This window comes from Thermoanaerobacter thermocopriae JCM 7501 (assembly GCF_001310975.1).
Classification (GTDB): domain Bacteria; phylum Bacillota; class Thermoanaerobacteria; order Thermoanaerobacterales; family Thermoanaerobacteraceae; genus Thermoanaerobacter; species Thermoanaerobacter thermocopriae.
On sequence record NZ_BAZY01000032.1, the window covers coordinates 1 to 25,908 of the forward strand.

General features: G+C 34.0%; 22 protein-coding genes, 6 tRNA genes, 1 other RNA gene, 5 pseudogenes, 1 riboswitch and 1 other annotated feature. Of the genes and pseudogenes, 2 read left to right on the forward strand and 32 right to left on the reverse strand.

What is annotated here, in order from left to right; all coding sequences use genetic code 11:
• Window positions 1-240: 240 nt before the first annotated feature.
• From JCM7501_RS10400 to JCM7501_RS10530, 28 genes and pseudogenes are all read right to left on the reverse strand, one after another.
• Window positions 241-504, reverse strand: coding sequence for a DUF1657 domain-containing protein (locus JCM7501_RS10400; protein ID WP_028992414.1), 264 nt, complete (start codon window positions 502-504; stop codon window positions 241-243).
• 81 nt (window positions 505-585) lie between these two features.
• Window positions 586-858: a pro-sigmaK processing inhibitor BofA family protein gene (locus JCM7501_RS10405; RefSeq protein WP_028992415.1), complete on the reverse strand. Its 273-nt coding sequence runs from the start codon at window positions 856-858 to the stop codon at window positions 586-588.
• Window positions 859-913: 55 nt separating this feature from the next.
• Window positions 914-1,186: a DUF2508 family protein gene (locus JCM7501_RS10410; protein WP_012994220.1), complete on the reverse strand. Its 273-nt coding sequence runs from the start codon at window positions 1,184-1,186 to the stop codon at window positions 914-916.
• Window positions 1,187-1,235: 49 nt separating this feature from the next.
• Window positions 1,236-2,406: pseudogene (locus JCM7501_RS16000) on the reverse strand (HD-GYP domain-containing protein).
• A gap of 54 nt (window positions 2,407-2,460) precedes the next feature.
• A pseudogene (gene crcB, locus JCM7501_RS10425) lies at window positions 2,461-2,846 on the reverse strand (fluoride efflux transporter CrcB).
• Window positions 2,843-3,244, reverse strand: a complete 402-nt coding sequence (crcB, locus tag JCM7501_RS10430) for a fluoride efflux transporter CrcB (RefSeq protein ID WP_013149563.1) — start codon at window positions 3,242-3,244, stop codon at window positions 2,843-2,845. The pseudogene crcB (JCM7501_RS10425) and the gene crcB (JCM7501_RS10430) overlap by 4 nt, the downstream one beginning before the upstream one ends.
• A 58-nt stretch (window positions 3,245-3,302) precedes the next feature.
• A riboswitch (Fluoride riboswitch) is annotated at window positions 3,303-3,362 on the reverse strand.
• Between the two features lie 47 nt (window positions 3,363-3,409).
• Entirely contained in the window at window positions 3,410-4,009 is a 600-nt protein-coding gene (recR, locus tag JCM7501_RS10435; RefSeq protein WP_013149562.1) for a recombination mediator RecR, read from the reverse strand.
• Between the two features lie 9 nt (window positions 4,010-4,018).
• Window positions 4,019-4,354: a YbaB/EbfC family nucleoid-associated protein gene (locus JCM7501_RS10440; protein ID WP_012994215.1), complete on the reverse strand. Its 336-nt coding sequence runs from the start codon at window positions 4,352-4,354 to the stop codon at window positions 4,019-4,021.
• Window positions 4,355-4,420: 66 nt separating this feature from the next.
• Window positions 4,421-5,970, reverse strand: a pseudogene (dnaX, locus tag JCM7501_RS10445) (DNA polymerase III subunit gamma/tau).
• A 57-nt stretch (window positions 5,971-6,027) separates the two neighbouring features.
• Window positions 6,028-7,923, reverse strand: a complete 1,896-nt coding sequence (locus JCM7501_RS10450; protein ID WP_028992419.1) for an HD domain-containing phosphohydrolase — start codon at window positions 7,921-7,923, stop codon at window positions 6,028-6,030.
• Between the two features lie 256 nt (window positions 7,924-8,179).
• An RNA gene (gene ffs, locus JCM7501_RS12775) (signal recognition particle sRNA large type) lies at window positions 8,180-8,445 on the reverse strand.
• 142 nt (window positions 8,446-8,587) lie between these two features.
• Window positions 8,588-8,683: transfer RNA gene (locus JCM7501_RS13025), tRNA-Ser, on the reverse strand.
• Between the two features lie 449 nt (window positions 8,684-9,132).
• Window positions 9,133-9,477, reverse strand: coding sequence for a sigma factor-like helix-turn-helix DNA-binding protein (locus JCM7501_RS10455; RefSeq protein ID WP_051421924.1), 345 nt, complete (start codon window positions 9,475-9,477; stop codon window positions 9,133-9,135).
• A gap of 36 nt (window positions 9,478-9,513) precedes the next feature.
• Complete coding sequence (locus JCM7501_RS10460; RefSeq protein ID WP_156202118.1) at window positions 9,514-10,056, reverse strand: hypothetical protein; 543 nt, start codon at window positions 10,054-10,056, stop codon at window positions 9,514-9,516.
• A gap of 139 nt (window positions 10,057-10,195) precedes the next feature.
• Window positions 10,196-10,447: a hypothetical protein gene (locus JCM7501_RS10465; RefSeq protein ID WP_028992421.1), complete on the reverse strand. Its 252-nt coding sequence runs from the start codon at window positions 10,445-10,447 to the stop codon at window positions 10,196-10,198.
• Window positions 10,448-10,807: 360 nt separating this feature from the next.
• On the reverse strand, window positions 10,808-11,614 hold the full coding sequence (locus JCM7501_RS10470; RefSeq protein ID WP_028992422.1) for a replication initiator protein A: 807 nt from the start codon (window positions 11,612-11,614) through the stop codon (window positions 10,808-10,810).
• Window positions 11,615-11,740: 126 nt separating this feature from the next.
• Entirely contained in the window at window positions 11,741-12,394 is a 654-nt protein-coding gene (locus JCM7501_RS10475; RefSeq protein ID WP_054644868.1) for a DnaB-like helicase C-terminal domain-containing protein, read from the reverse strand.
• 41 nt (window positions 12,395-12,435) lie between these two features.
• A complete protein-coding gene (locus JCM7501_RS10480) occupies window positions 12,436-13,404 on the reverse strand; it encodes a CHC2 zinc finger domain-containing protein (protein ID WP_054644869.1) in 969 nt (322 codons plus the stop codon).
• Between the two features lie 24 nt (window positions 13,405-13,428).
• Window positions 13,429-13,773, reverse strand: coding sequence for a hypothetical protein (locus JCM7501_RS10485; protein WP_051421925.1), 345 nt, complete (start codon window positions 13,771-13,773; stop codon window positions 13,429-13,431).
• A gap of 326 nt (window positions 13,774-14,099) precedes the next feature.
• Window positions 14,100-14,345: a helix-turn-helix domain-containing protein gene (locus tag JCM7501_RS10490; RefSeq protein WP_051421926.1), complete on the reverse strand. Its 246-nt coding sequence runs from the start codon at window positions 14,343-14,345 to the stop codon at window positions 14,100-14,102.
• 389 nt (window positions 14,346-14,734) lie between these two features.
• The gene (locus tag JCM7501_RS10495; protein ID WP_028992424.1) at window positions 14,735-15,097 is read right to left on the reverse strand and encodes a DUF6075 family protein; all 363 of its coding nucleotides are present in this window, start codon (window positions 15,095-15,097) and stop codon (window positions 14,735-14,737) included.
• A 22-nt stretch (window positions 15,098-15,119) separates the two neighbouring features.
• Entirely contained in the window at window positions 15,120-16,049 is a 930-nt protein-coding gene (locus JCM7501_RS10500; protein ID WP_256201405.1) for a tyrosine-type recombinase/integrase, read from the reverse strand.
• Between the two features lie 148 nt (window positions 16,050-16,197).
• Window positions 16,198-16,292: transfer RNA gene (locus JCM7501_RS10505), tRNA-Ser, on the reverse strand.
• 12 nt (window positions 16,293-16,304) lie between these two features.
• A tRNA-Ser gene (locus JCM7501_RS10510) sits at window positions 16,305-16,395 on the reverse strand.
• Window positions 16,396-16,399: 4 nt separating this feature from the next.
• A complete protein-coding gene (tadA, locus tag JCM7501_RS10515; RefSeq protein ID WP_013149559.1) occupies window positions 16,400-16,846 on the reverse strand; it encodes a tRNA adenosine(34) deaminase TadA in 447 nt (148 codons plus the stop codon).
• Window positions 16,847-17,010: 164 nt separating this feature from the next.
• On the reverse strand, window positions 17,011-17,436 hold the full coding sequence (locus tag JCM7501_RS10520; protein WP_054644870.1) for a YmaF family protein: 426 nt from the start codon (window positions 17,434-17,436) through the stop codon (window positions 17,011-17,013).
• A 334-nt stretch (window positions 17,437-17,770) separates the two neighbouring features.
• Window positions 17,771-17,847 (reverse strand) — tRNA-Arg (locus JCM7501_RS10525).
• Window positions 17,848-17,956: 109 nt separating this feature from the next.
• Complete coding sequence (locus JCM7501_RS10530) at window positions 17,957-20,479, reverse strand: UPF0182 family protein (RefSeq protein WP_256201406.1); 2,523 nt, start codon at window positions 20,477-20,479, stop codon at window positions 17,957-17,959.
• 381 nt (window positions 20,480-20,860) lie between these two features.
• Here JCM7501_RS10530 and JCM7501_RS10535 point away from each other — a divergent pair.
• Window positions 20,861-22,080 (forward strand): annotated as a pseudogene (locus tag JCM7501_RS10535) (LCP family protein).
• A 26-nt stretch (window positions 22,081-22,106) separates the two neighbouring features.
• Here JCM7501_RS10535 and JCM7501_RS10540 read toward each other — a convergent pair.
• From JCM7501_RS10540 to lepB, 4 genes and pseudogenes are all read right to left on the reverse strand, one after another.
• Window positions 22,107-22,200: transfer RNA gene (locus JCM7501_RS10540), tRNA-Ser, on the reverse strand.
• 32 nt (window positions 22,201-22,232) lie between these two features.
• Window positions 22,233-22,322: transfer RNA gene (locus JCM7501_RS10545), tRNA-Ser, on the reverse strand.
• Between the two features lie 53 nt (window positions 22,323-22,375).
• On the reverse strand, window positions 22,376-23,647 hold the full coding sequence (serS, locus tag JCM7501_RS10550) for a serine--tRNA ligase (protein WP_028992428.1): 1,272 nt from the start codon (window positions 23,645-23,647) through the stop codon (window positions 22,376-22,378).
• 35 nt (window positions 23,648-23,682) lie between these two features.
• Window positions 23,683-23,872: a binding site (T-box leader), on the reverse strand.
• Window positions 23,873-23,915: 43 nt separating this feature from the next.
• Window positions 23,916-24,445 (reverse strand): annotated as a pseudogene (lepB, locus tag JCM7501_RS10555) (signal peptidase I).
• A gap of 391 nt (window positions 24,446-24,836) precedes the next feature.
• Here lepB and ytvI point away from each other — a divergent pair.
• Window positions 24,837-25,901 carry a sporulation integral membrane protein YtvI gene (gene ytvI, locus JCM7501_RS10560; protein ID WP_028992430.1) on the forward strand — a complete coding sequence of 355 codons (1,065 nt, stop codon included), beginning with the start codon at window positions 24,837-24,839 and terminating at the stop codon, window positions 25,899-25,901.
• Window positions 25,902-25,908: the final 7 nt, after the last annotated feature.

Consider the following 25,908-nt stretch of genomic DNA (forward strand, 5'->3'; position numbering starts at 1 on the left):
CCTTATATCATGGAAATTTGTAACTAACAGATTGAATTTCTACACAACAAATCGCTCTTGCGTGTATATACTATATCACAAATATATATCAATAACAACACTTAAAAATATTCATTAAACCCAAATAACAGCTATTTAATTGAATATATCTTATTATTGCATCATAATCCTCATTTTTATGAGTTTAAATCGGTGTAAACATTGTAGTAAAATAGAGTGGAGGCACAAGGCCTCCAAAAACTATTTTTTATTAGTAAGAACATTTTGTTGATTCTGCTGAGTTGTTTGTTGAGTAGCTTGAGACTGTTGATTAAGTTTGTTATGGTTATTTATATAATTTAACCTATTAGTGAGCATAGTAACGTGTCTTTGCATATCTTGTTGCATTTGCTGGAACATTTGTTTTGCAGCAGGGTCCTCTGTGGAGCTTGCAAACTGCGCATAAGTTCCAAGGGCAGCTTGTGCTGTTGCAATAGCCTTTTCCATATCACTTTTGACAGTCATAAAAATCCTCCTTTTATTTGTTTTTCATAAATTATTATTTCAAAAAGGAGGATTTTTAAACTGTTTATTTTTGTATCAGCTTCAAGCAATATACTGAAGAATTATCAAAAGAATTATCCCAGGAATACCTAAAAAACCTGCAACAAGAGCAGTAACAGGATTTATAGCTATATATAATCCAATGGATTTTCCTAACAAATTTATAATTAACAAAATGAATCCACCAATAATTCCATTTATTATAATTTTTAACAAAATTTTTTTTGGCACAACTAATAGCCAACCTAAAAAGTAAAGGAGAAATAAGCCTATTAGATAAGCAATAATTATATTGTATTCAATGCTTATGTTCATATAAAAACCCCCTAAGAGTTTATACTGTTATATTTATACTTAGGGGAAGGACAATTTATGATAAAAGAGAGCTAAAATTATCAAAATTTATTCCCTCTTCTCTTGCTCTTTTTAGCAAATATATGTACTTTCTCTTTAAACTCTCTAACCGATATATAGCATAATCTACTAAATCAGGGTCTGTAACATTTTGAAAATAAATTTCTGCATCTTTCAATTCTTTTATCGTTTGCTTTACTTCATTTACTAATTGATAGTTCTCGCTATTATAGTCATATATATTTTTTGTTACCGCTATTTCTTTTAAATAATCAAAAAGCATTCCCATAATATACCTCCTCAACCGTATTATTTCCTTAAATACGGTTGAGTATACATCAACACACTACTTCTTTTAAAATTTCTAAAGATTTTCTACTTACTTTGTTATTTTTTACTGATCTTGCAATAATATCTATAGCCTGTTTAGGTTCAAGACCTTTTCTATACGGCCTGTCTTCTGTCAATGCTTGATACATATCACATACTGCTATATGCCTATCAATCTCTCCAATTTCGTCGCCTTTTAATCCCTCAGGATATCCACTTCCATCTAATTTTTCGTGATGATTTGCAGCCCATTCGGCTATATCATCTATTCCTCCTATTTCTTTGAGTATTTTTTTAGTATAATAGGTATGAGATTTTATAACCATAAATTCTTCCTCAGTAAGCTTGTCTGGTTTGTCAAGAATAAAATTAGGTACAGCTAGCTTTCCAAGGTCATGGAGCAAACCTGCAATTTTTATTTTCCTTCTTGTTTCTTCATCATAGCCTATCACTTTAGCCATGTGATATGCTAAATCTGAAATACCTTTTGAGTGGTTATATGTAAATCTGCTTCTATTATCAATAATTGCGCAAAAACCTCTGCTATATCTTCTAATTCATCAATTTCTATTGAAATCGTATCTTTAGGTTCAATTGTTTTTAATATACTTTTTATATCAAAATATTTATAATCAAGCCAAAATTTTTCTTGCCTTGTAAGCTCAAATAAAGCATTTGCAACCAAAGGATTGAACATTTTACCAGAACTATTTTTTATAAATTCTTTGATATTATTCCGAATATTATACTCCCTTTCTTTTCCAATCAATGATGTGTATCGTATATCCAATTGATCAGCTATAAAAATGATTTGGGCTCCTAACGGAATAGCATCTCCTTTCAGTTTAAAATATCCACTGCCATCGTAATTTTCGTGATGATATCTTATAATCTCTGAAAAATGTTTTCCAAAGGGAAGCTTCTTTACAACTTCACTGCCTCTCACGCTGTGTTTCCACCATTCATCCGTGTTAAAGTCTTCATATACATCTCCTTTTCCTATATCATGCAAAAAGGCAGAATAATATATTTTTTTATATCTTCTTCATTTAAATTCAACATTTTTGCAATCCTTAAAGATATATAAGCCACTCTTCTTGCATGTCCCATGTTTTTATACTCTTGAACATCAAGAGCCAAAGATATAGCAGACAGGAGATCGTTATAATTTAAATTCACATTTTATTCCTCCTAACTGATATTTATTTTCTACTGATATCTATTATACACCAATCAAATTAAATTTCCCACACAATTTCCGATATAATATCCCACCACTCCTCCTATTAGCCCAAATACAATTGTTAAGGCCATATACTTAAAGGCTTGAAAATATTTTTGTTTTTAATTAAATCTATTGTCTCATGAGAAAAAGTTGAATATGTTGTAAAAGCACCTAGGAATCCTGTTGTTAAAAAAAGTTTAACATCATCGTCTAAATTTACATTTATTTTAGGACTTGATAAAAAATTTAATAAAAACGAACCTAATACATTTATAATGAAAGTTTCGATTGGAATAATTATCTGTCGCTTTTCTTTTATATGCCGTGATATTTCATATCTCAATATTGCTCCAAAAAATCCTCCAATTCCAACATACAATGTACTTTTAATCATTCCTTTTCCCTCTCCTTAAGAAACTCAAATATTTTGTCAGCAAATTCAAATCCTAAATATGACATTAAAAGTCCTCCTATTATTGATAAAATCACATAATTTAAAGCAATATAAATTTCCCTCGCCTTTAATAAATTTATTGTTTCCATGCTAAAAGTAGAAAATGTCGTAAAAGCTCCAATAAATCCTGTTGTTATCGCTAACCTCAAATTAGTATTTATCTTGTATTTATCCATAGTAAAATTTGTGATAAAACTTAATAAAAACGAACCTAAAATATTTATCATAAAAGTTTCAATGGGAAACACCGTATGATGCATTTTTGTAAAGTAAATTGTTATTAAGTATCTGAGTACTGCTCCAAAAAATCCTCCAACCCCCATATAAATGTATTCCATGAAAATCTCCCTTTCTATTTACATTTTTAGACAATAAAAAACTCCTATTAGGCCTGTCATCCTAATAGGAGCCATTAGCGTTTCCGCATTTACGGCGAGCTCCATCGCCTTCTCAAATTTGTCATAATTTATTATAATAAACTACAAAGAAAAATGCAATACCCTTTACAATTCCCTTCTACCTTCTAAAGCCCTTGAAAGAGTCACAACATCAGTGTATTCAAGGTCACCGCCCACTGGCACTCCATGGGCAATTCTTGTAACCTTTACTCCTAATGGCTTGAGTAGCTTAGCAATGTACATTGCAGTTGCTTCTCCTTCTATATCAGGATTTGTAGCAAGTATTACTTCTTTTACATTCCCATTTTTTACTCTGTCTAAAAGTTCTTTAATTTTTATATCTTCTGGTCCTATCCCTTCTATTGGGGAAATAACACCATGGAGTACATGATACACTCCTTTATATTCTCGTATTTTCTCCATTGCCACAACGTCCATAGGATGAGAGACAACACATATAAGAGAATTATCTCTTTCTTCATCACTACATATGTTACATACCTCTGTGTCAGTTATGTTGTAACAAATTTTACAATACTTTATTTTTTCTTTAGCATCTATAATCGATTGAGATAAACTTTTTACCTCTTCTGTCGGCATGTTTATTATGAAAAAAGCAAGCCTTTGCGCTGTCTTAGGACCTATACCAGGCAACTTTGACAGTTCTTCTATAAGTTTTGCTAAAGATGCCGAATAATAGCCCATTTTTTCACCTCAAAACAGTCCAGGAATATTTAATCCTCCAGTTATCTTTGCCATTTCAGAAGCGATCATTTCTTCTGCATTTCTCAAAGCTTGATTAACCGCAGCTAATACAAGGTCTTCCAGCGTTTCAACATCTTCTTTGTCTACTACATCAGGGTTTATTTCAATACTTACAAGCTCTTTTCTGCCATTAGCAACTGCTTTTACCATTCCACCACCGGCAGTAGCTTCCACCGTTTTTTGTACTAATTGTTCTTGCATTTTTTTTATTTCTTCTTGCATTTGCTGGGCTTGTTTAATCATATTATTTATATTAAACCCGCCCGGAAATCCTCCTTTTGCCATAATAATTTAACCTCCTAAAATTTATTCTAAAAACATTTATATGCTTTTTTGAATTATTTGTGAAAATTATATTATCTCTATATCTTCGCCAAAAAACTCTTTAACTTGCTGAACCAATAATTCTTCTTCATTTTTCTTTAATTCAAACTTCAAACGGATTGATTTACCAACCAGTTTTTTTACTATTTCTTCAATAAAACTCTTGTTTTCCGCTTTGTTCAATTCCTCTTTAAATAAAGCATTCTCTTCAGGATATTCTACCACAATTGTACCATTTTTAAAATAAGGAGTTCCTTTTTCTATAAAAGCGTACAAGGCTATTCTTTCTTTTTTATCGTCTCTTTTACTTCAATCCAAACTTTTTCTAGATCTATATCCTCTTGTTCTATTATTTGTTGTTGTTTTTTCTTTTTTGGTAAAGTATTTCTCTCCTTATTTTCATCTTCTTCTTTTTCTTCTTTTAAAAAAAATTGGCCTTTTGTTAATTTATCCTCTATTTGCTCCACCCTTGATAACAAGCTCAACATATCATAAGAAATCTCCGGTTTTATCAACCTCAAAATAGTTATTTCTAAAAGAGTTAACGGAGATATAGCATATTTAATTTCTCGTTGAAGATTTGTGAATTTTTCTAAAGCATTAGTCAAAAAAGCAGTGCCAAAGTTTTGCACTTTTTCTTTTATCGTTTCTGCATTGCTATACAAAATTTCTTTTAATTCTTCTCCTCCTGTTTTGTAAAGGACCATATCTCTTAGAATATAAGTTAAAGACTTTAAAAAATTTCCTAAGTCTATTCCATAAGATAAAATTTTATCTAACTGTTTCAAAGAAGCTGCTACATCTTTAGCGTTTATATAATCTAAAAGGGAAAATAGCATTTCATCATTAGCTACGCCTAACATTTCACATACATCTTCATAAGTTATAAAACCTTCTTTGTAAGATATGCATTGCTCCAGTAGACTTATCGCATCTCGCATAGAACCATTTCCATAAAGGGCAATAGTTTTAAGTCCTTTATCTTCGATTTTTATTCCACTGTCATTACAAATTCTATCAAGATTTTGAGCAATTAACCGTGTAGGTATTCTTTTAAAGTCAAACCTCTGACATCGTGACAAAATAGTATCAGGCAATTTATCTGGTTCAGTCGTAGCAAGAATAAAAATCACATGAGAAGGGGGTTCTTCTAATGTTTTTAAAAGAGCGTTAAAAGCCCCTGTAGAAAGCATATGCACTTCATCAATTATATATACTTTGTACTTTGTTTGAGAAGGAGCATAAATTACAGACTCTCTTAGCTCTCTTACATCATTTACACTGTTATTAGAAGCAGCATCAATCTCTAAAACATCCATAGTAGTGTTGTTATTTATAGCGTGGCAAATATCACAAGAATTGCAAGGCTCTCCCTCTGTATTATTTAAGCAATTAACTGCCTTTGCAAAAATTTTGGCTATACTGGTTTTTCCTGTACCTCTTGTACCTGTAAAAAGATAAGCATGCCCTATCCTATTAAGCTTTATTTGATTTTTTAAAGTTTTTACAATATGCTCCTGCCCTACTACCTCTTTAAAGCTTTTAGGCCTGTACTTTCTATATAAAGACTGATACATACTTTAACACCTCATTATCTTCAATTGTAACAAAAAAAAGATATATTTCTATATCTTTTAAGAAGCATTTGAAAAAACTTGATTTTTTATCTCTTCTAATTTGTGCTTTTCATTCATGTAAAGAGAAATAAAAGCATCTACTACTTCAGGGTGAAATTGCGTTCCTTTATATTTTAAAAGCTCATTTATCGCTTCTTCAACATTCATTCCCTTTCTGTAAGACCTATCTGAAGTCATGGCATCAAAAGCATCCGCCACGCCAAGAATTGCTGCTTCTATAGGAATTTCCTCTCCTTTTAACCCATAAGGATAACCTTTCCCATCATATCGCTCATGATGCTTTGAAACAGCCTCTAATATCTCTTCTGGTAGATCTATAGGCATCAAAATTTTTCTTGATATCTCTGGATGACTTTTAATTACTTTATATTCTTCATCTGTAAGTTTTCCCGCCTTCAAAAGAATAGCATCCGAAGTACCTATCTTTCCTACATCATGCAATATCCCAGCAATTCTAAGTTGTTCTATTTTTTCTCTTGAAAGCCCTATATATTCCCCTATCAACGCCGCGTATTGAGATACTCTCATTGAATGCCCTTTGGTGTAAACATCTTTCGCTTCAACTGCATAAGCAAGAGCTTCTATCGTTTTTATAAATAATTTTTTGACCTCATCATAAAGCCTAGAATTCTCAATTGCAACAGAAACTGCACTCGCTATCGACCTCAACAAGCTCATGTTTTTTACTGTTTTAGTAGAGGTCCATACAGTTAATATTCCAATTGTCTCATTTCTTGAAACCAAAGGAACAATAACAGCTGAAAAGACTTCTTTAGCAGCAAAAATAGGAGCTAAATTTTTATCATGTGGAAATTCCTCAACCCTCTTTATTTTTATTTCTTTCAAATTTATTAAATCATTCATATCCTCTCGTGGCAATTCTATTTCATTTAAAATAGGATAGTTTCTAAGCTCTCCCCCTTTTATAAGCAATATAAATTTTTGAGACTTTTTATCATACTCTCTTATGGTACACAGCGGTGAATTGAGCATATTTGCTACTTTTTCCACGATCGCATTTAACACTTCCTTCATGTCACTTCCTGATGTCAAAAGCTTTCCTACATCGTTAATGGCTAATATTTCATTGTTTTTTTCAGCTATTTGCTGTTTAACATGATAAACCTCTGTAATATCCCGGGAAATTCCTTGTATTCCTACTACCTCTCCATCAGTTTTAAGCCTTTTCACATGAGTTTCTGTTATGACCAGTAAGCCTTCTTTACTTTTAAAATTAATCTCCGAAAAATTGATTTTCCCTGCCATCATCTCTTTTAACGTCTCTTTACTTTCTTCATCCACAATCTCCAAAAGGCTTTTCCCTATTAACTCTTGAGGTGTATAATTTAAATATCTTACAACTCTCGAATTTACAAATTCAATAATAAAATTTTTGTCTGTCAACCACAGAATATCCCGAATATTATCAACTAACAATCTATACTTTCTTTCAGAAACTTCTAGCTCGTGAGCTAAAGCTTCTAATTGTTCATACGAAGCCTCCAACTCCGCATTAAATTCTTGCAATTCTTTGTTTTGACGCATTAAATTTTCAGTTTGCTCTTTTAGTTTTATATAACTTTGCGACAACTCCGTTGCCACAAAATTTAGATTTTTCGATAATTCTGCAAATTCTTTTGAGTTGGTAATATTTAAGCGAAAATTAAAATCACCATCTGCTATTTTTTTTACCCCTTCATTTAATTTTTCAAGGGGTCGAGACAACACTTTAGACAAAATAGCAGATAAACCCATCGAAATTAATAAAATTACACCCCCAATGAAAATTTTATTTTCAAATCCTGATAAAAAATGTACAATAGATAATGCATAAACAGTCATCGAAAAACCAAATAAAACAAAAAATAACTTTTTATTATAATTACTAATCATAAAATCCCCCGTCTTTCTTCTTTTATAGAAAACGACTTTTTATATTATTTCGGATAAAAGCCATAAAAAGTTAAATAGAAATTTTGAGAAGAATTTTGTAAAATATGTATCCTAGAAAAATTATTAAGTAAGGTAGATAAAAACCCATAAAAAAATAATACACTCATTCTGAATAACTTTATAAAAACTCAGAATAAGTGCATTTCAAGCATCGGCACTTTTAAAGTCTTTAAAATATATAGGCAAAAATAAAAGGCCGTACACCCAGCTTCGACCTGCCATCATAAGCGTTACATAAGCAGTTAGCTCCACTCAAGCGCCCCTGCGGCACACGGAAGTGCTTGCTTACCGCTGCTTCCTTCCGGACCTGACGGGGTTCACAAGTTTCCGTTGCGCAGGACTCAAGTATCAACGCCACTTACCTATGCCAGACCTTACAATGGTCAGGCTCAGCCTGGGAATTCAACCCTGCTATAGCGGATTGCAGGTTACAGGGCACCGCTACCTCCCCATCTAGTACGGCCCGAGTATTCCATCTTCCACTTTTCACACACTACTTGGCAATGATTGTGTTGTTTCTGTTTTTTTACCTAGACTTGTATTCAAACTGTAATAGACCATCCAATATAACACAAGATTCTTACAAAATGAAAATCGATAAAAATGGCGGAGAGAGAGGGATTCGAACCCTCGGTACCCCTTTTAGGGGGTACACACGATTTCCAGTTAGACATTTTTTGGATATTCTAAATCTTTCTCCACCTTTTTCCCTTTTCGACACGACCACCCACTATTTTCTTTTCTTTAGTGAGTGCATTTTAAGTATACCATAGAAAAAACGTATTGGCAATAGGTAATTGGATAAAAATAATTATACAAAATGGTGATTTCGTATAATTGCATACTTTAAAGTGTGAAAGTCACAACCACTGTTCACATCCATAAGCCACTAGGAGAAAGGATGATGCGGTAAGTCACCGCACCCTTGCAAGGGTGTTCTAACTTGGAACATCCTTACAAAGGAAAGGTTGATACGGTAAGTTACCGCCCCAAAATTCCTTCAGCCTCTAGAAAGGAAAATGGCGGTCAAATTTGCCCAGAATCGTTTTTAAAAACAGAGACATATTATTTTATGTCTCTACCGTTTAACTCTTCTTAAAATCGATTTAAAGGCGTGTGTAGTGACCCCGCAAAATACGAGGTCATCAATTAAGCTTCCTTAAGCTTTTCCAATGCTTTTCTGTGTATTCTATGTACTTGTGAATAGCTATAATTCACTTCATAGCTTATTTCTTCCCATGTCTTATTTTCTTTGTACCGCAAAAGTATAATTTGCTTTTCTACACCTTGTAGGCATTCAATAGCCTCCTCTATTTTTCTTTGCTTCTCAAGGCTTTCCTGTATTTTTGTCTCATAGAGGTTTTGTAGTTCCTCTATCTTTTTCAATAAGCCTTGTTGCTTGTATTTTTTAGCGTCTGCTTCTAACTGTGATAGCATTTTCTTATAACTCTTGATATTCTGCAAAAGCCAATAATAATCATTTAATAACTCCATTACCATCCCCACCTCTGCATAACAAAAAAGGTACTCTCATTTTGAGTACCCTGCCTGCTGCAGTCTTAATAACCTATCCGCCAACTCATTCAACTCATCCAATACGGATTCCTTATACACTTTCCTGCTTAAAGTATCTTGTTCGAATAGTGCCTTACTTTCTCTCTCTCTAGCAAGTCTCTCGATTATTTTCTCTGGTTCATCTTCTCCAATATTGCCTACAAACACATCTCCCATTCCTGCCATCTTTAAAAACTCCAATGCTGTTTTTACATCGCCCTGTTTAATTGCATTTTCAACAGTCTCTAATGCTTTCGGTATCAAGCTTCTCATTTTGTCTATACTTGCACCCCATACCTCTTTCCGCCTCTTGTTAAGTTCAGCCTGAAAGTAAGGGTCATATAATCTCCAACTTGTTACCGTTACTCTGTTTACTCCTACCTTATCGGCTACTTCTTGGTCTGTCATGCCCATAACTAATAGGTCGATGGCGTTTAGCTGTTCAATTGTAAGCCCTTGTTGTCTTTTGTAATTCTTCGCCACTTTAACCACCTCGCCACTTATTTTATACCTAAACACAAAATTTGTCTTCTTTTTGTTGCTTCTCTCTCAATTAATTCGGTGAATGTTACGGTTGTTACGCTTCCTTGCCTGAGTGTTAAGGTTGTTAATGTTCCCCACCTGAGTGTTAAGGTTGTTAAGGTTCTGTAAAAAATCCTTATCGGGACTTTTCAGATATTTTCTCCTCTAGGGAAGAAACATTGAAAGCCCATAGTTCAATGTCAAGCTTGTGCTTCCTGTCGATTGCTTCCCTCAACCGCTTTAAAGCGTTGTAGTACATCCATTCCATATCTGTTTTTGCGTTGTTTCTGATTTTCTCCCACTCCCTCGCTGTTTTTGTCATCGCCTTTTCAATAGGGTTCATCCTGCGGCGGGGTTGTGGTGTAAGCCCCAGTAAGTCTAGTTCCATTTGTAATCACCTCCTGTGTGAAGTAAGCCTCTAGGGAGAAGAAACACATCCTCACTTTTGTGGCTGTCTCTCTCTCATGTGGGGGTATCTTCTCTCCTCCCTAGTGGCATATTTGTATAGGGGGTATATCAAGAATTCCGACCTATAGGGAGGAATTCTCTTTTAAATTTTATATTTTAAATTTTAAGAGAGAAAAACTCAGTATTCATGCGGGTTTGCGGTCTCGAAAAGAAGGTAATTCCTACAGTTTTACGGGGGTAATTCCTACAGTTTTAGCTAGGTAATTCCTACAGTTTTCGGCTAGTAATTCCTACAGATTAATTTTTTCCAATTCTGATATACCCTTAGGGGTATATAGGTTTAAAGAAGTTTTATCCTTAAATTGTTGTTTTCATCAACGCTGTAATCAATTATGCCTTTCTTTTTCATGTTATCTAATGCTTTCAACACTTCCTTTTTGCCGTCTTCTCCCTTTTCCATTGCCACATCCTCTCTACAAAAAGCGGTAAAGTTTCTGATGTATTCCTGTCCTTTTGCACATCTTACCGTTAGGAGGTCGTAAATCCTTGTCTCTAGAGGACTTTTTAGGACTTTTTTAAGCGTTTCGATTTCGCCTCTAGCTACATATCCATTATCTAAGTTGTCACATAAAACCTGTGGTAGCTGTACATGTATTTTCTTCACATGTCCTCTTCCTTTTTTTGTTTCGGGTTGGCGATAACCAAAACCGCTTAACAGGTTGAAGTATGTTTTTTCTCTTATGTTTTTCCCCTCGGTTTTCTTGAGGTACCTTTCGATTAAAATATGGGTGTCCATTAGCTTTAGGAGAGATTTTTCAATTCTCTCTCGTTCTACTGTCTTATTGAAATTTAACCCCGTTTTTTGCATAATATAGTTGACAGGTATTTCAAAATGGTTTTCTTTAATTCCTTTTTCCTGCCTATAGGTGATAATGGTTCTGTAAACCATGCTGTCAAATGGAGTGAGTTTATTACTCGAAACGATAATTACTTCTCCACCGTCTGCTGTTTTATACTGCCACCTTAATGGTGTGAATACTGTTCCGTCTTCTCTTTTTACCTCCTTGCCGTTTAATATTTCGGGTAGCACATGGCGTAAAGGGAAGATAGGATTAATAACTAAATTAGCGTCCACTAAATAACTCATCTTCAATACCTCCTTCTTTTTCTTCAAAATGGCTGAATAGGGGATAGAACACCAATTCCCTCCTTTCTCCTACCCGCCCATAGCGATTTTTCACACATTCTAAGTAGACATGTTTGTAAACTCCCTTCAGTTCATCCTCTCCGATGAGTCTTTTTTGTTGCTTTCATCCTTCTTTGTTGTCATCACAAAAGCCCCTGCTGTGTCGTATTCAATAGTTCCGCTTTCTTTAAAAGCCGACATTTCGCTTTCACTATTGTAGCTTTGTCTGTTTATGCTTGAGACAAGCAGGATAGGTATCTCAAACCTATTTTTAATCTCGTTTAATTCGCTTAACACTGCGTCTATGCGTTGCTTGTCTGTCTGATATTTATTGCTAGGCTGTAGCTTTTGGAGGTAGTCCACAATTAAAATGCTGTTAGGTTCTATTTCAACCGCTTTTCTAACCTCATTTAAGGAAGTGGTAAAGACAATGTGAATCCTTTCACCTACTTTGTTGATATACTCCTTAATGATTCCATTGAAGGCAATAAGCTTATCCCTATCGGCAATGTGACCTTTTAAAAGTTCAGTTTGAATAAGCACATGCTTTTTTTCAGGAAAGCCCTGCTTTAAGCGGGTCAAAGTAAATTCTCTTGCAAATAATTTTGTTTGAATTTCATACTCTGACATTTCCACAGAGACATATATGACGTTATAGCCTGCTTTTGCTAGTGAATCAGTTATTTGAATGCACAAGCTACTCTTACCTGTCCCTGGCATTGCACCAATGGTGTAAAACATGCCTTTTCTTAAACCGCCTTCTAAAACATCGTCTATAGCTTTTATTCCTGTAGGGATAGGCTATATTTCCCTGCCCTAAAGGTATTTTGGTAGTTTAACGTTAGTGCTTTAAGGGAATACGGCTTCCTCGCAATTGTAATGTATAAGTCCAAAACCTTTTTAAAGGCGTTTTTATCCTTCACAAGCCACTCATTGGGGTCTTTAATTTCTGCGGGGTAGAGACTGCTGTCAAATAAAGTCACCTTCTTGCCTCTTTCTTTTAGCTTGTTATACAATTCTAAAGCTTGTTTTTGCCCTGTTTCGTCGTTATCAAGCATGATGATGTAATGGTCGCAATTTAAATTTTCCAACAAAACATTGTGGTTTTGGCTACCTAGTAAAGCTATAGCGGATAAGCCAATAGCTTCTTCTACTGCTAAGGCGTCAAATATCCCTTCTGTTACAAAGACGACATCCTGCTTTACATCTATGTTAAACGGTACTAATTTCACTCCTTTGGGGTTGTAATAGCGTCTCTCTCCCTCAATAAACCTCTTCACATAACCTACAATTTCACCCCTATAGGAAAGAGGTACAATAACCCCTTCCCCATCAAAACCGATATGATACTTTTTGATTAATGCTTCGCTAATGCCTCGCTTTGAAAGGTAATCGGTTTTGTCAATATTTTTATGTGCTTCCTCCACAAATTTTGAAAAATCTTCTTTGCATTCTTCTGTTCCCTTTCCTATAGGAAGAGGTTCATTAATTCCTGCCATCTCTATCACCTTCCTAACTGCTTCCTCGAATGTGCAGTTCTCTATCCTCTGGACAAAGTCAAAAACATCACCACTAACTCCACAGCCGAAACACTTGAAAATTTGTCTTTCAGGTGATACGCTAAAAGAAGGGTTAGTGTCAGGATGGAAGGGACAAAGCCCTTTGTAGCTTGTCCCCTCCCGTTTTAACTCCACATAGTGAGAAATGATGTTCACTATATCGATTTTTTTCTTGAGAGTGCTAATATCCACAAGCATTCTCCTTCCTAAAGGATTTTAGAGGTTAATAACCAATTGTACTCCTTGCTGTTCTTCATTTGCTTTTTCCCAGTACTTCATAGGGAGATAAAACTGGTATGAAGATTTTCCAAAAGTTTCCCTAATTGCTTTGGTGTAAAAGGTGTTAAAAGACACACTATACTCTTTCTTGCCGTCCTCTATGAGGACGATTTTTTTACATCCTCTTCTTTTCAAATCCTCTATAACACTCGCTTCTATTCCGTATGAGTCCAAAATCCGCAACTTTTGGCTTGATTTCACCCTCTTGTAGAAGGTATCGCTTATCAACTCTCCCGTAAGTACCTTTTTACCTGTAATCGGATTTTGAATAATGTATTTCATCCTACCACCTCCAAAATAGTTTTCAAAACTAATGTGTGGGAGATATAAATGTATCCCCAAAGTTTTATCTCCAAAAATTCGATTTTTGTAAATTATTCCAACCTTGTATACCAGTATTTAAGCGATATACAAGGCTGGAATATAACACCAAATCAAAGGGAAGGCATGTATACGTTTATTTTTTGTTAGGGTCATCCTGTGTTTTTCCAAAGCGAAACGGATATAAAGGACAGCTTTTGATTGGACAAAGTTCCACCTCCTTTGGCTGATTATTGCTACATTGTAAACACTTCTTCCTAATAGCTTGAAGTGGTGTTAATTTCACCTCAATCCCCCTTCCTTAGTGGAATGGTAATAAAATCTTCCTCCGACAACAGTAAATTGTTTTTCTCATCAACTAGGTCGGTTACTTCAACCTCTAAAATTTCAGCCGCTTTTTGTAAAAATTTCGGATAAGGCTTTCTGAATCCCTTCTCGACCTGTGAAACAATTGTAGGATGAATACCTAATTTTTCTGCAAACTCCCGTTGAGTAAAGCCCTTTGTTTTACGTAAGAATTCCAACCTTGTCATTTTTAAAGCCACCTCCTCTTGACAATTCCCAATACCCATTGTATAATATGGGTGTAAGTTCCTCAGTTTTAATATGCAGGTACGAGAGAATAGCAATAGCATCGCAAAGTACTGTTAAGTAAAGGCATTGTAAAGCACTGTGAGGTAAAGGCGTTGCAAAGTACTGCAGAGGTAAAGATAACCAACAAAACAAAAAGTGGACAGTAATTTAACCTGTCCACTTTTTGTTACTTAAGTTTAAGAGAAGAGGGTTGCAAATTGCAACCCTTTTTATCAACCGTAAATCCTCTCTACAATACCCACCAATGCCTATAGGAAGGAAGTCGCAACTTACGACCCCCTTTAAAGCACCTCATAAGGATGTCCTTTTAGAGGACTTCCCTTGAAAATTACCCATAAATTCTTTCTACAATGCCTGTCAATGCCAATAGGAAGGAATCCTTACTCAGTTCCGAAAATACCTCTAAAGGCGTTGTTTTGTAGTTGTTGTAAAGATTGAATGCCAATGCAATTAGTTTTTTATCTTCGCTTGTCCATTCGCCATCATCTAAACACTCTGGTTTTATTGTGTGGTCTTCAAAGTCATAAATCTTGTCAATGTTTTGATAGAGACTATCTTTCCCCGACAGAATGTGAAACAAAGCAATCCTCTCTTTGTCCTCTATATGTGTTTTATCCCTTTCTAAGAGGTTGGATAACCGTTTTAAATGGTCTTCCTCAATTTCAACCCTTATAACTACCTTTGAAGGCATAAGTCTTCTTTCACCCCCGTCCTCACAAATCCATGTTATTCAAAGGATTAAACTTATCATTCTGTTCCTTTAGTGCACTGCCGAATAAGTTCACATACTTGTTTGTCACTTCAATAGTGCTGTGTCCCAAAATTCTTTGCAATGAGAAGACATCACCACCACTCAAAATCCACTGCTTTGCAAATGTGTGTCTGAAGGTGTGTGGTGATAGTCTCACATCTCTGAAGTTCATAATTTTTTTAAGCCTCTGAAAGAAGGTCTTCACTGAATTTTCATTCAATCTTTTCCCTGTCTGTGTAGGAATAACAAAGCTATCCTCAGTCATATTCCCTAGCTTCTTTTCTACATAGAATCTCCACTCCATTAACTCTTTCTTCAAATTGTCTGTTAGGGGGATAGTCCTCTGTCTCCTGCCTTTACCTATCACCGTCATTTTTGCGTTGACAAAATCAATATCTTTCCATCTGAGATTACACATCTCTCCCAGCCGTATTCCTGTACCTAAAAGAATTAGAATCATGATGTATCCCCTATAGGCATAAAAACTGTCTCCCCTCTGCTTTTGTTTTCGATAATACCTCAACATCTGGCGTACATGGTAGTCTGTGAAGGTCTCAATTTTGGTGTCTGTTTTTTGTACAGGTACAGTTACGGGGTTTTCATTTATCACTCTCTCCTTCACAAAGTAGTTGAAAAATGCTTTGAGATTGCGTATTTCGTGGTTGATGGTTTCGGCATTGTTTTCCCGTTCTTTCTTCCTGTAGGAGAGATAGGCTTTGATGTGATAGGGTCGAACGTCTTCGATATTAAGTATCTGGTGTTGCTGTATGATGTAGTCATGAAAAGCCTTTAAACTTCTTTCATAGCCCTTTACTGTTATTTCTGTTAGGTTTTTAAACTTTCTGTCCTCAAGAAATTCCTGTATTGCGAATTTAAGTAACAAAAAAGCCACCCCCTCTTTTGCCATTAATTGGGGTGGTCGTGCCGACACGATTCTTTGTAGGTTATTCAATTTTTTTCACTCAGTCGTGTTTTTGCGGTTTCTGTAAGAGTTTATTTGCTGTAACCTACGATTTTTTCGCTTTGAAAATTTGTGTAAATGGCGGAGAGAGAGGGATTCGAACCCTCGGTACCCCTTTTAGGGGGTACACACGATTTCCAGTCGTGCACCTTCGACCAACTCGGTCATCTCTCCACGTCTATTTTATGGCGGAGAGAGCGAGATTCGAACTCGCGAGGCGAAAAATTCGCCCACTCGCTTTCGAGGCGAGCGCTTTCGACCACTCAGCCATCTCTCCGCACTTATTCTCTTAAAGTCTTAAAGAAATTTTCTAAAAGCATCTTGCATTCATCTTCCATTATGCCAAAATATACTTCTGTTTTACTTCCTAAATCAGGATTGTTTAAAAGGTTTATGACTGTACCAGCAGCACCAGATTTATCACTTTCTGTCCCAATATATACTCTTTTTATACGTGCTTCTAAAATAGCTCCTGCACACATTGGACAAGGCTCTAAGGTGACATACATGCTACAGTCATCCAATCTCCAGCTGCCAAGAGTTTTACAAGCTTCTTTTATTGCCATTATCTCAGCATGAGCTGTAGCATCATTTGTAGCCTCTTTTTGGTTAAATCCTCTTCCAATTATTTGATCATCTTTTACAATAACAGCTCCAACAGGTACTTCTCTAAGTTGGTAACTTTTATTCGCCTCTAAAATAGCAGCTTTCATGAATTTATTAATCATACCACCAACCTACGGCCTTTATTTGTCTTCTGCATAAAGGTATTTTACCAGAGAATTATTGTAGTGTCAAGTGCCTCTAAAAAGCTAGGTCCGTGTCAAAAAACCGAATAACAGGCAGTTTACAATACAATTTTAGCCGGACTTGAACCGGGCTTTTAATATGGTCATCTTAATATGATAAAATTATTAATAGTGCTCAAATCAGAAATAGGATCTTCAATTAAGGTAGCAAAAATGAATTCATGATAGTGATCATCATCAACAGTAGTTTTTCCTTCAACAAAGTGCACATGCTTATTATCCCCAACATCAATAGCAGGACCAGTTATTACGCCTATCTCATGATGATGATCCTCATAGAAGTCAGTACTGACCAATATTGCATGAACATGACTATCACCATCTGGTATAACTTGGCTGGTGACACCTGCAAAGCGATGATTGTGTTGTTCTTCTTTTCCTTCTTTTCTTTTTTTGTCTTCTGCTGCTAATTTTGTACTACCTAAAAACTCATGGTTATGAGTTTGACCATCGTCTTTTTTATTATTGAAATCAAAATAATTTTTAATTTCCTCAATTGATAGTTCCATATAGCTCAGCCTCCAATAATAATTTTTTTGACCAATAATATTATATGCTTAAGTAAAAAGATAAGTGTATAAAATGAAAAGATATTATAGCGAGCATAGTTAATCAACTTATTAGCTAGTTGATTTATAAAATTTCTAATAATTACATCAATTCTAAACAAAAGTAAAGGGCAGGTATTCAGAAAATACCTACCTTCAATATATTCTATTTAGTGAGACTAATTCATAAGATGGCCCTTGTAAAATCTCTAAAATTAAAATTTTTTTTTGCTAGTTTGGTTGCACACCTTCTATGATATCGAGACAATGCATACCATCAACTTCGTCTAAATTCTGGTGCGCCCGGAGGGACTCGAACCCCCAGCCTTTTGATCCGTAGTCAAACGCTCTATCCAATTGAGCTACGGGCGCTTAAGCTATAATATATAATAACACATTTTAATTTTAATTGCAATGTAACTTGCTTTATTTCCCTTACATTATTTTTTTACACTTTCATTTAATTCATTTAATATCTGCTTTAATTCATCCATGTATTTCCCAAAATCAGTCCAATTTCCATTCTTAACTGCTTCCATAGCGTTTGATATGTTTCATGAGCCTTCTCTATAAGCTGCTTTTGTGTATCATTTGCTGTATTCGAAGGTACAGTTTGCTGAGATATTTGCTGAGCATTCAGGTTAAACAATTTACTCAAAGCATTTTTTAGAGTATCTTCCATTACAATCTGGTCTTTATAAGCTACTATCACTCTCTTTACTTCTGGCAACGCATTCTGATTTTGAGATTGTATATACAAAGGCTCTACATAAAGCATAGAATCATCAATTGGTATCGAAAGGAGATTTCCTCTATTGACTGTTGAGCCTTGTTGGTTCCACAAACTTAATTCTTTAGAAATATTAGGGTCTTGGTCAATCATGTTTTCTATTTGCAAAGGTCCATAAATAATGGTATTTTTAGGAAATTTATATACAATAAGTTTACCATAATTTTTTCCGTCCATTCTTGCTGCCATCCAAGCCACCATATTAGCTTTTGTCGCAGGAGTATAAGGTATCATTAAAATGTATTCCTCTTTAGTTTCTCCTGGCAGCTTCATTATCATATATTGAGATTCTTGGTACTCTATTTTATCTTCAAATTTTTCTTTTGCAATATCCCATGCATCTTCTTTATTGTAAAACACTTGTGGGTCAGTCATCTGATAATTTTTATAAACCTCTGCTTGAATGTCAAATAGAAATTGAGGATATCTTATATGTTGTTTCAAACCATGAGGCATTTCTTTTATATCTCTAAATAGTGTAGGGAAGATTTTGCTATATACTTTTACTAAAGGATCATTATTGTCTGAAATATAGTACTTAACATCCCCATTATAAGCATCTATAACTACCTTCACAGAATTTCTTATATAATTGATTCCCATACTTCCATAAGGCTGAGAATACGGATAATTAGTAGAATATGTGTAAGCGTCTATTATCCAATATAGTTTACCATTATCTATTACAATGTAAGGGTCATCGTCATAGAGCAAAAAAGGAGCTATTTTAGAAACCCTTTGCTCTATATTGCGATATATGAGTATCTTACTGTCTTTTGTTATATCAGCAGACAATAAAATTCTTGTATCCCCTGTATATATGCTAAAAAGAATTCTATTTATAAATGTCATAGGTATACCTGTAGTTCCTTTATAATTTGTCTGGACATTTTTGTCTCCAGAAGGATAATCAAATTCTCCAGTTTTCGTATTTACAATAGCATAATTGTTAGTAAGTTCTCCAAAATAAATTTCAGGCCTCTCAATTTTTATATCAGTATTGGTAGAAGGTGGTACGTTTTTTATTATCATAGCCGGTTGGCCTGTTGGGGTAACATCATTGACTAGAGACATTACTACACCGTAGCCATGGGTATATTTTAAATGCAAATTTATCCATGTTTTTGCTTGAGGAGATAAGCTCTCATGGTCCATCTCTCTTGCTGCTAAAAATACTTGCCTGTACTTTCCATTTATTGTATACCTATCTATGTCAATGTCATTAAACTTGTAATAAAGTCTTATCGCTTGTAATTGATTATACGCCTGTTTAACTGGTCTATAGTCGTTAATCATTATATTATCAATAGTAGCCTTATTTTCTTCCAAAACTTTAGGAGTTAACTCTTTTTTCATATCATAATTTTTTTCTGTTACTCTATCTAACCCAAAAGCCTTTTTTGTGTATTCTATGTTATAGTTTATATATTTTTTTTCTTTGTCCAACTCATTAGGAGAAACAATTAAATTCTGAACGGCTGTTTCAGTGAGCACCATTATGGCTGCTAAAATTATTATAATAGCTGGAGCAGCAACTATATATTTTATATTTTTCCTATAAAATCCTACCAAAAGCAAAATTGCTGCTACAAAAGAAACTATTGCAAGTGCCCTGTAAAACTGCAGTGAAACGTGAATATCAGTATAAGTCGCTCCAAAAACTATACCTTTTGTAGAATACAAAAGTTTAAAAGTTTTTAAATAATACCCTATGCCCATGAGTACAAAAAAGATAAATCCTAAAAGTACAAGTTCTTTAAATGCTTTTCTTAAAATGTCTTTGTTATAAATGGCTTTAAATAAATTTCCGTCTCTATCTGAAATTTCATAAAACCTTGTTTTGTCAGACAAGTATATTAGTCCATATGCAATTATTATGACAACTATCATCACAGGTATAAACACAATTAATAGATTATAAATATCATATAAAAGCGGTAACTTAAACATATAGAAGCTAATATCTTTATGAAATATAGGGTCAGTTTCATTAAAATTTACAGAATTTACAAAAAACAATAAATCATTCCACCAATTTGTTGCTGCATATAGTGTTATAAATAGTGCAGTTAATAAAGAAACAACAATACCCACTCTTCTATATATGTTAACATTCTTTTTAACGATTATATCCTGTGCAAAGTTAACATAATCTCTTATTATTTTGTCTGCATAAAAGTACAACACCATAAATACAAGAATGAAAATCGGCACACCCATTGTAAACTGAGTCAAAAATTTTTAAAAAATACATCAAGATAATGCAAATCAGAAAACCATTGAAAATCTACGATGAAGTTTACCAAACTTACAATAATTCCTAAAATCGCAAAAATTAAAATGATCAAAGAAATTAAAAAGATATTAGGTTTTTTCAAACTTAGCACCCCTTTTTTTATAGCTTTTCTTTTTATTAATTATATCATAACCTTGACATGTATCTTTAAATAAAGAAAGTTAAATAAAGAAAGAAGAATAAAGTTAATAAATATTTAATAACTTGTAACATTCTATTAATTGACTTTTAATTTCTAAAATGCTATATATTCATTATATAAACAAAATATTGGTATGATAGTTATAGGAGGAAAAACCATGAAAAAAACATTGAAAATAATAATTTTTATTGTGATAGGTATCATCCTCTCCGTTGGTGTGGGAACTTATATATTTTATAAAAATATTCACGGCCTTGCTTCTCATGAAAAAGATACTTCTGCTGTCAACAAAAATAAATCTCAAAATAACAAAATAGAAAATATAAAAAGAAAAAATATTCTTTTTGTGGGCAGTGATGAAAATAATTTATCAGATACTATTTTAATAATAAATTATGACCCTTTAAATAAAAAAATAAATATATTATCAATTCCAAGAGATACATATTATCCAAGACCTGGATTTAACGCCCCAGAAGAGAAAAAAATAAATGCTGCATTTTCTGAAGAAAAATAGATGGGTTAAAAAATGCAGTAGAAAATTTACTAAATATCAAAATTGATAATTATGTAATTTTAAATTATGAAGGTTTTAAAAAAATAATAGATACAATTGGAGGAGTAGAAGTTGATGTACCTTTTAACATGAAATACGATGACAATAGTGCAAATCCCCCTCTTCATATAGATTTAAAAAAAGGCAGACAAGTATTAGATGGAGAAAAGGCAATCCAGTTTATAAGATATAGACATGGTTATGTAGACGGTGACCTTGGAAGAATAAAGGCACAGCATCAATTTCTCGAAGCTTTATTGAAAAAAATACTGCAACCTTCAATATTACCAAAAGTGCCTTCTTTAGCAATAACAATAAGTCAATATTTGAAAACAGACTTATCTGCTTCTGAAATAACTCAATATGCTTATCAATTCATTAAAGATAAGCCTTCAACTATAGATGCAATAGCGCTTCCTGGAGAAGGGGGATATGAGGGCAATACCAGTTATTTCTTTGTAGATAGTATAAAAACTCAAGAAATAGTAAAAGAACTTTTCATCGATGAGGTCTCAAACTCAAATATTTCAACTACGTCTTCACTTGAAAATAAAAACATAAAAATAGAAATTTTAAACGGTGCAGGAATACCGGGACTTGCCACGAAATACGCTGAAATTCTAAAAAACGAAGGCTTCAATGTTGTGAAAATTGGAAATGTAGTCGGTATGACTTTCAATTCTTCTCGCGTATACGCAAGGACAGATGAAGAAAAAGCTAAAAAAGTTGCAAAAGCACTTTTTATAACCAATGTAGAAAAAGATATATCACCTGATGTAAAAGTAGATGTGACAGTAATACTTGGAAAAGACAAAAAATAATAAAATAGAGCAACCACATAATAAAATGGCGGAGAAGGAGGGACTCGAACCCTCGCGCCGGGTTATCCCCGACCTACAGTCTTAGCAGGACCGCCCCTTCACCATCTTGGGTACTTCTCCACACTGGTTGCTCATAAAAAATATTAATTTTATGGCGGAGAGGGTGGGATTCGAACCCACGGCCCCTTCTCGGGGTCACTGGTTTTCAAGACCAGCTCCTTAAACCACTCGGACACCTCTCCCTGCTGGGACGATATAAAGTATATCATACACCAGCAGTATTGTCAATATACATTTATTTCTTTATAATATCTACTCTCATGTAAGGTCTTAAAACTTCTGGTATGACAACTGAACCATCTTCTTGCTGATAATTTTCTAATATTGCAGCAAAGGTCCTTCCTACAGCGACGCCAGACCCATTTAAGGTGTGAACATATTGTGCTTTGCTTCCATCTTTAGGTCTGTACTTTATATTAGCTCTTCTAGCTTGAAAATCTTCACAATTGCTACAAGAGGAAACTTCTACATATCTTCCATAGCTTGGCATCCACACTTCTATGTCATATTTTTTTGAAGCAGTAAAGCCTAAATCACCTGTGCATATGGCCACCACTCTATAAGGAAGTCCCAACAGTTGTAAAACCTCTTCCGCATCTTTAGTCATTTTTTCTAATTCTTCATAGGATTTGTCTGGTTCTGTAAATTTGACAAGTTCAACTTTGTTGAATTGGTGCTGCCTTATAAGTCCTCTTGTATCTCTTCCCGCGGAACCTGCTTCTTGTCTGAAACATGCGCTATAAGCACAATGATATATTGGAAGCTTGTCACCATCTATTATTGTATCTCTGTACATATTGGTTACAGGTACTTCTGCCGTGGGTATCAAAAAATAATCAGTACCGTAAACCTTGAAAGCATCTTCTTCAAATTTAGGAAGTTGTCCTGTGCCAAGCATACTCCTTCTATGTACTATAAATGGAGGAAACACCTCAGTATACCCATGTTTTTCAACGTGTAAGTCCAGCATGAAGTTTATAAGTGCCCTTTCTAAACGAGCCCCAAGACCTTTGTAAAAAGTGAACCTTGAGCCTGTTACTCTCGCTGCAGCTTCAAAGTCTAAAATATCCAGTTCTTCTCCTATTTCCCAATGAGGTTTTGGTTCAAAGTCAAATTTTCTCGGTTCACCCCATCTTCTTACTTCAACATTATCTTCATCGCTATCACCTATTGGCACACTTTCATGAGGTATATTAGGGATTGTCCACAAAATTCCCTCCAATTGTTCTTCTACCTCTTTTACTTCTTGCTCCATTTCTTTTATTTTGCTGGACAATTCTTTCATTTCAGCTATCAAGTCGCTGACATCTTTTCCTTCTCTTTTAAGTTTTGCAATATTATCTGATTCTACATTTCGCCTATTTTTTAATGCTTCTAATTCTACTAACATCTGTCTTCTTCTTTCATCTAGTTTTAAAAATTTATCTATATCCGCCTTGTCCTTTTTAAGCTCAATAGCCCTCTTAATAGCTTCAGGATTGCCTCTTATTCTTTTTACATCTATCATACAAACAACCTCCTTTAAAAGTAATTCCCGTCCCACAAAGGGACGGGAATGCCGTGTTGCCACCCTCTTTTGGCTTAAATAAGCCTCCACATGATTTAACGGTCGCCCGAAGGTCATTACACCTTAGCTCCGGGATGGAATTCATAAGTAAAACTTACTGGTTCGCACCCACCACCAGCTCTCTTAAAAGTTTATACTTACTACTCGTCCCTTCATTGCCGACATATTTTTTTAATATTATACTACTTTATCAAACTACTTTCAATAGCTATTTTCCAGACATAGAACCAACTCTATTAGGAGGCCATATCCTAAAGACTATTTTACCCAAAATTTGATCTTTAGATACGTACTTATGCTGCCAAAATCTGCTATCCATAGATTCATTTCTATTATCTCCCAACATAAAGTAATGACCAGGCGGAACAACATATGGGCCAAAATTTCCCTTCATTGGTTCTTTTATATAAGGCTCCTCCACCACCTCGCCATTTCTTATTAATACTCCATTTTTTATTTCAATTACATCTCCACCTATTCCTATCACTCTTTTTACAAAGTTAACCTTTGGGTTGTCAGGAAAGCGGAATACTACAATGTCTCCTCGCTTTACAGGTTCAAATTTGTATATAACTTGTTTACAATGAATTTATCATTTAACTGAATAGTATCTAGCATTGAACCTGTGGGTACATCTACCAATTCGAAAACATACGTTCTTATAAACAGAGCAATCAAGAAAGCGAGAGCTATAGTAAATATCCAGCTTAATATTTCTTTTTGTACGTTTTTGTCCATATTTTCTCTCCTCACTTAAAAGTACAGTGATATTATAACATAAACTTCAAACAAACTCTAATTTTTTTATTTCGTATGTATAATTCTATAATATATGTCAATAATTAAATTAAAGCACATATTGGGAGAGATGTAAAATGAGAGAAATAGAATATCTTTTAGATTTGGCGGAAATAAAAGATACAGAGTACAAAACTTGCTAGCATTACTTTCCTTAATAGATTTGTTGGTAGAAAAAGGAATCATAACGCGACATGAACTTGCGCAAAAGTCAAAAGAAATAGCAAAAATAAAAACCGCCCTTTAAAAATCCGTTTCGGCGGATTTTTTATTTTTACAATAGACTTTCATTAATTCTCATATTATAATAAAGTGAAAGGAGGTTAATAGGGTGAACAATTATTTAAAATACAGCGATATAATTAAAAAAATAATACTTATTGTTTCCGTTTTTATTATATTTTATTTGGTCATATTTAAAATTATTCCTTTTTTGATGCCGTTTGTAATGGCTTTGATTTTCGCTGTAATAATTGATCCTGGAGTAAATTTCTTGGAAAAGAAATTAAAGGTGCCAAGAGGATTAGCATCCTTTATTTTACTTTTGATATTAATAGGTGTGATAGGATCACTTATTGCAATAATAGTAACACAACTTATATATGAGCTAAGTTCTCTTGCAGAAATAAGCACAAATTACGCAAATACTATTAATGATGCAATTTTAAATCTTGTTGACAGAATAAGGACCTATTACATATCATTGCCTCCAAATATTACCTCCCTTATTGAAAGCAACATGCATTCTATTTTAAATTATATATCTTTATTTGCAAAGAATCTTGCTACATGGCTTTTGAACCTTGCAACAAAATTGCCTAATTTTTTCTTCATGACTTTGATCACACTCGTAGCTACTTTTTTTATAAGTAAGGATAAAAATCTTATACTAGATTTTATAAAAAGGCAAATTCCATCCCATTGGGCACAACATGCAAAAAATATACAGATAGACCTTTTAAAAACATTTTTCGGATACCTTCGAGCAGTAGCAGCAATAATGCTTATAACATTTTTGGAAGTATCCATTGGTCTTGTAATAATAGGCTTTGACTATCCATTTTTATTGGGCCTTTTTGTAACCATTGTAGATGCATTGCCCGTACTAGGTTCTGGTTCTGTTATGATACCATGGGCCCTTTACAATATTATCATAATAAAAAATTACATGGTAGGAATATATCTTTTAATATTATACATTTTGGTAGTAGTTGTAAGACAGATGATAGAACCTAAGATTGTAGGTCAGAGTATCGGTCTTCATCCTCTTGTTACGCTTTTATCTATGTTTATAGGTGTAAAACTTTTTGGTGCTTTAGGACTTATAATAGGACCTGTATTTGTGGTAGTATTTAAAGCTCTCCAAAGAGCAGAAATTATCCCTCCTTGGAAATAAAATAAGT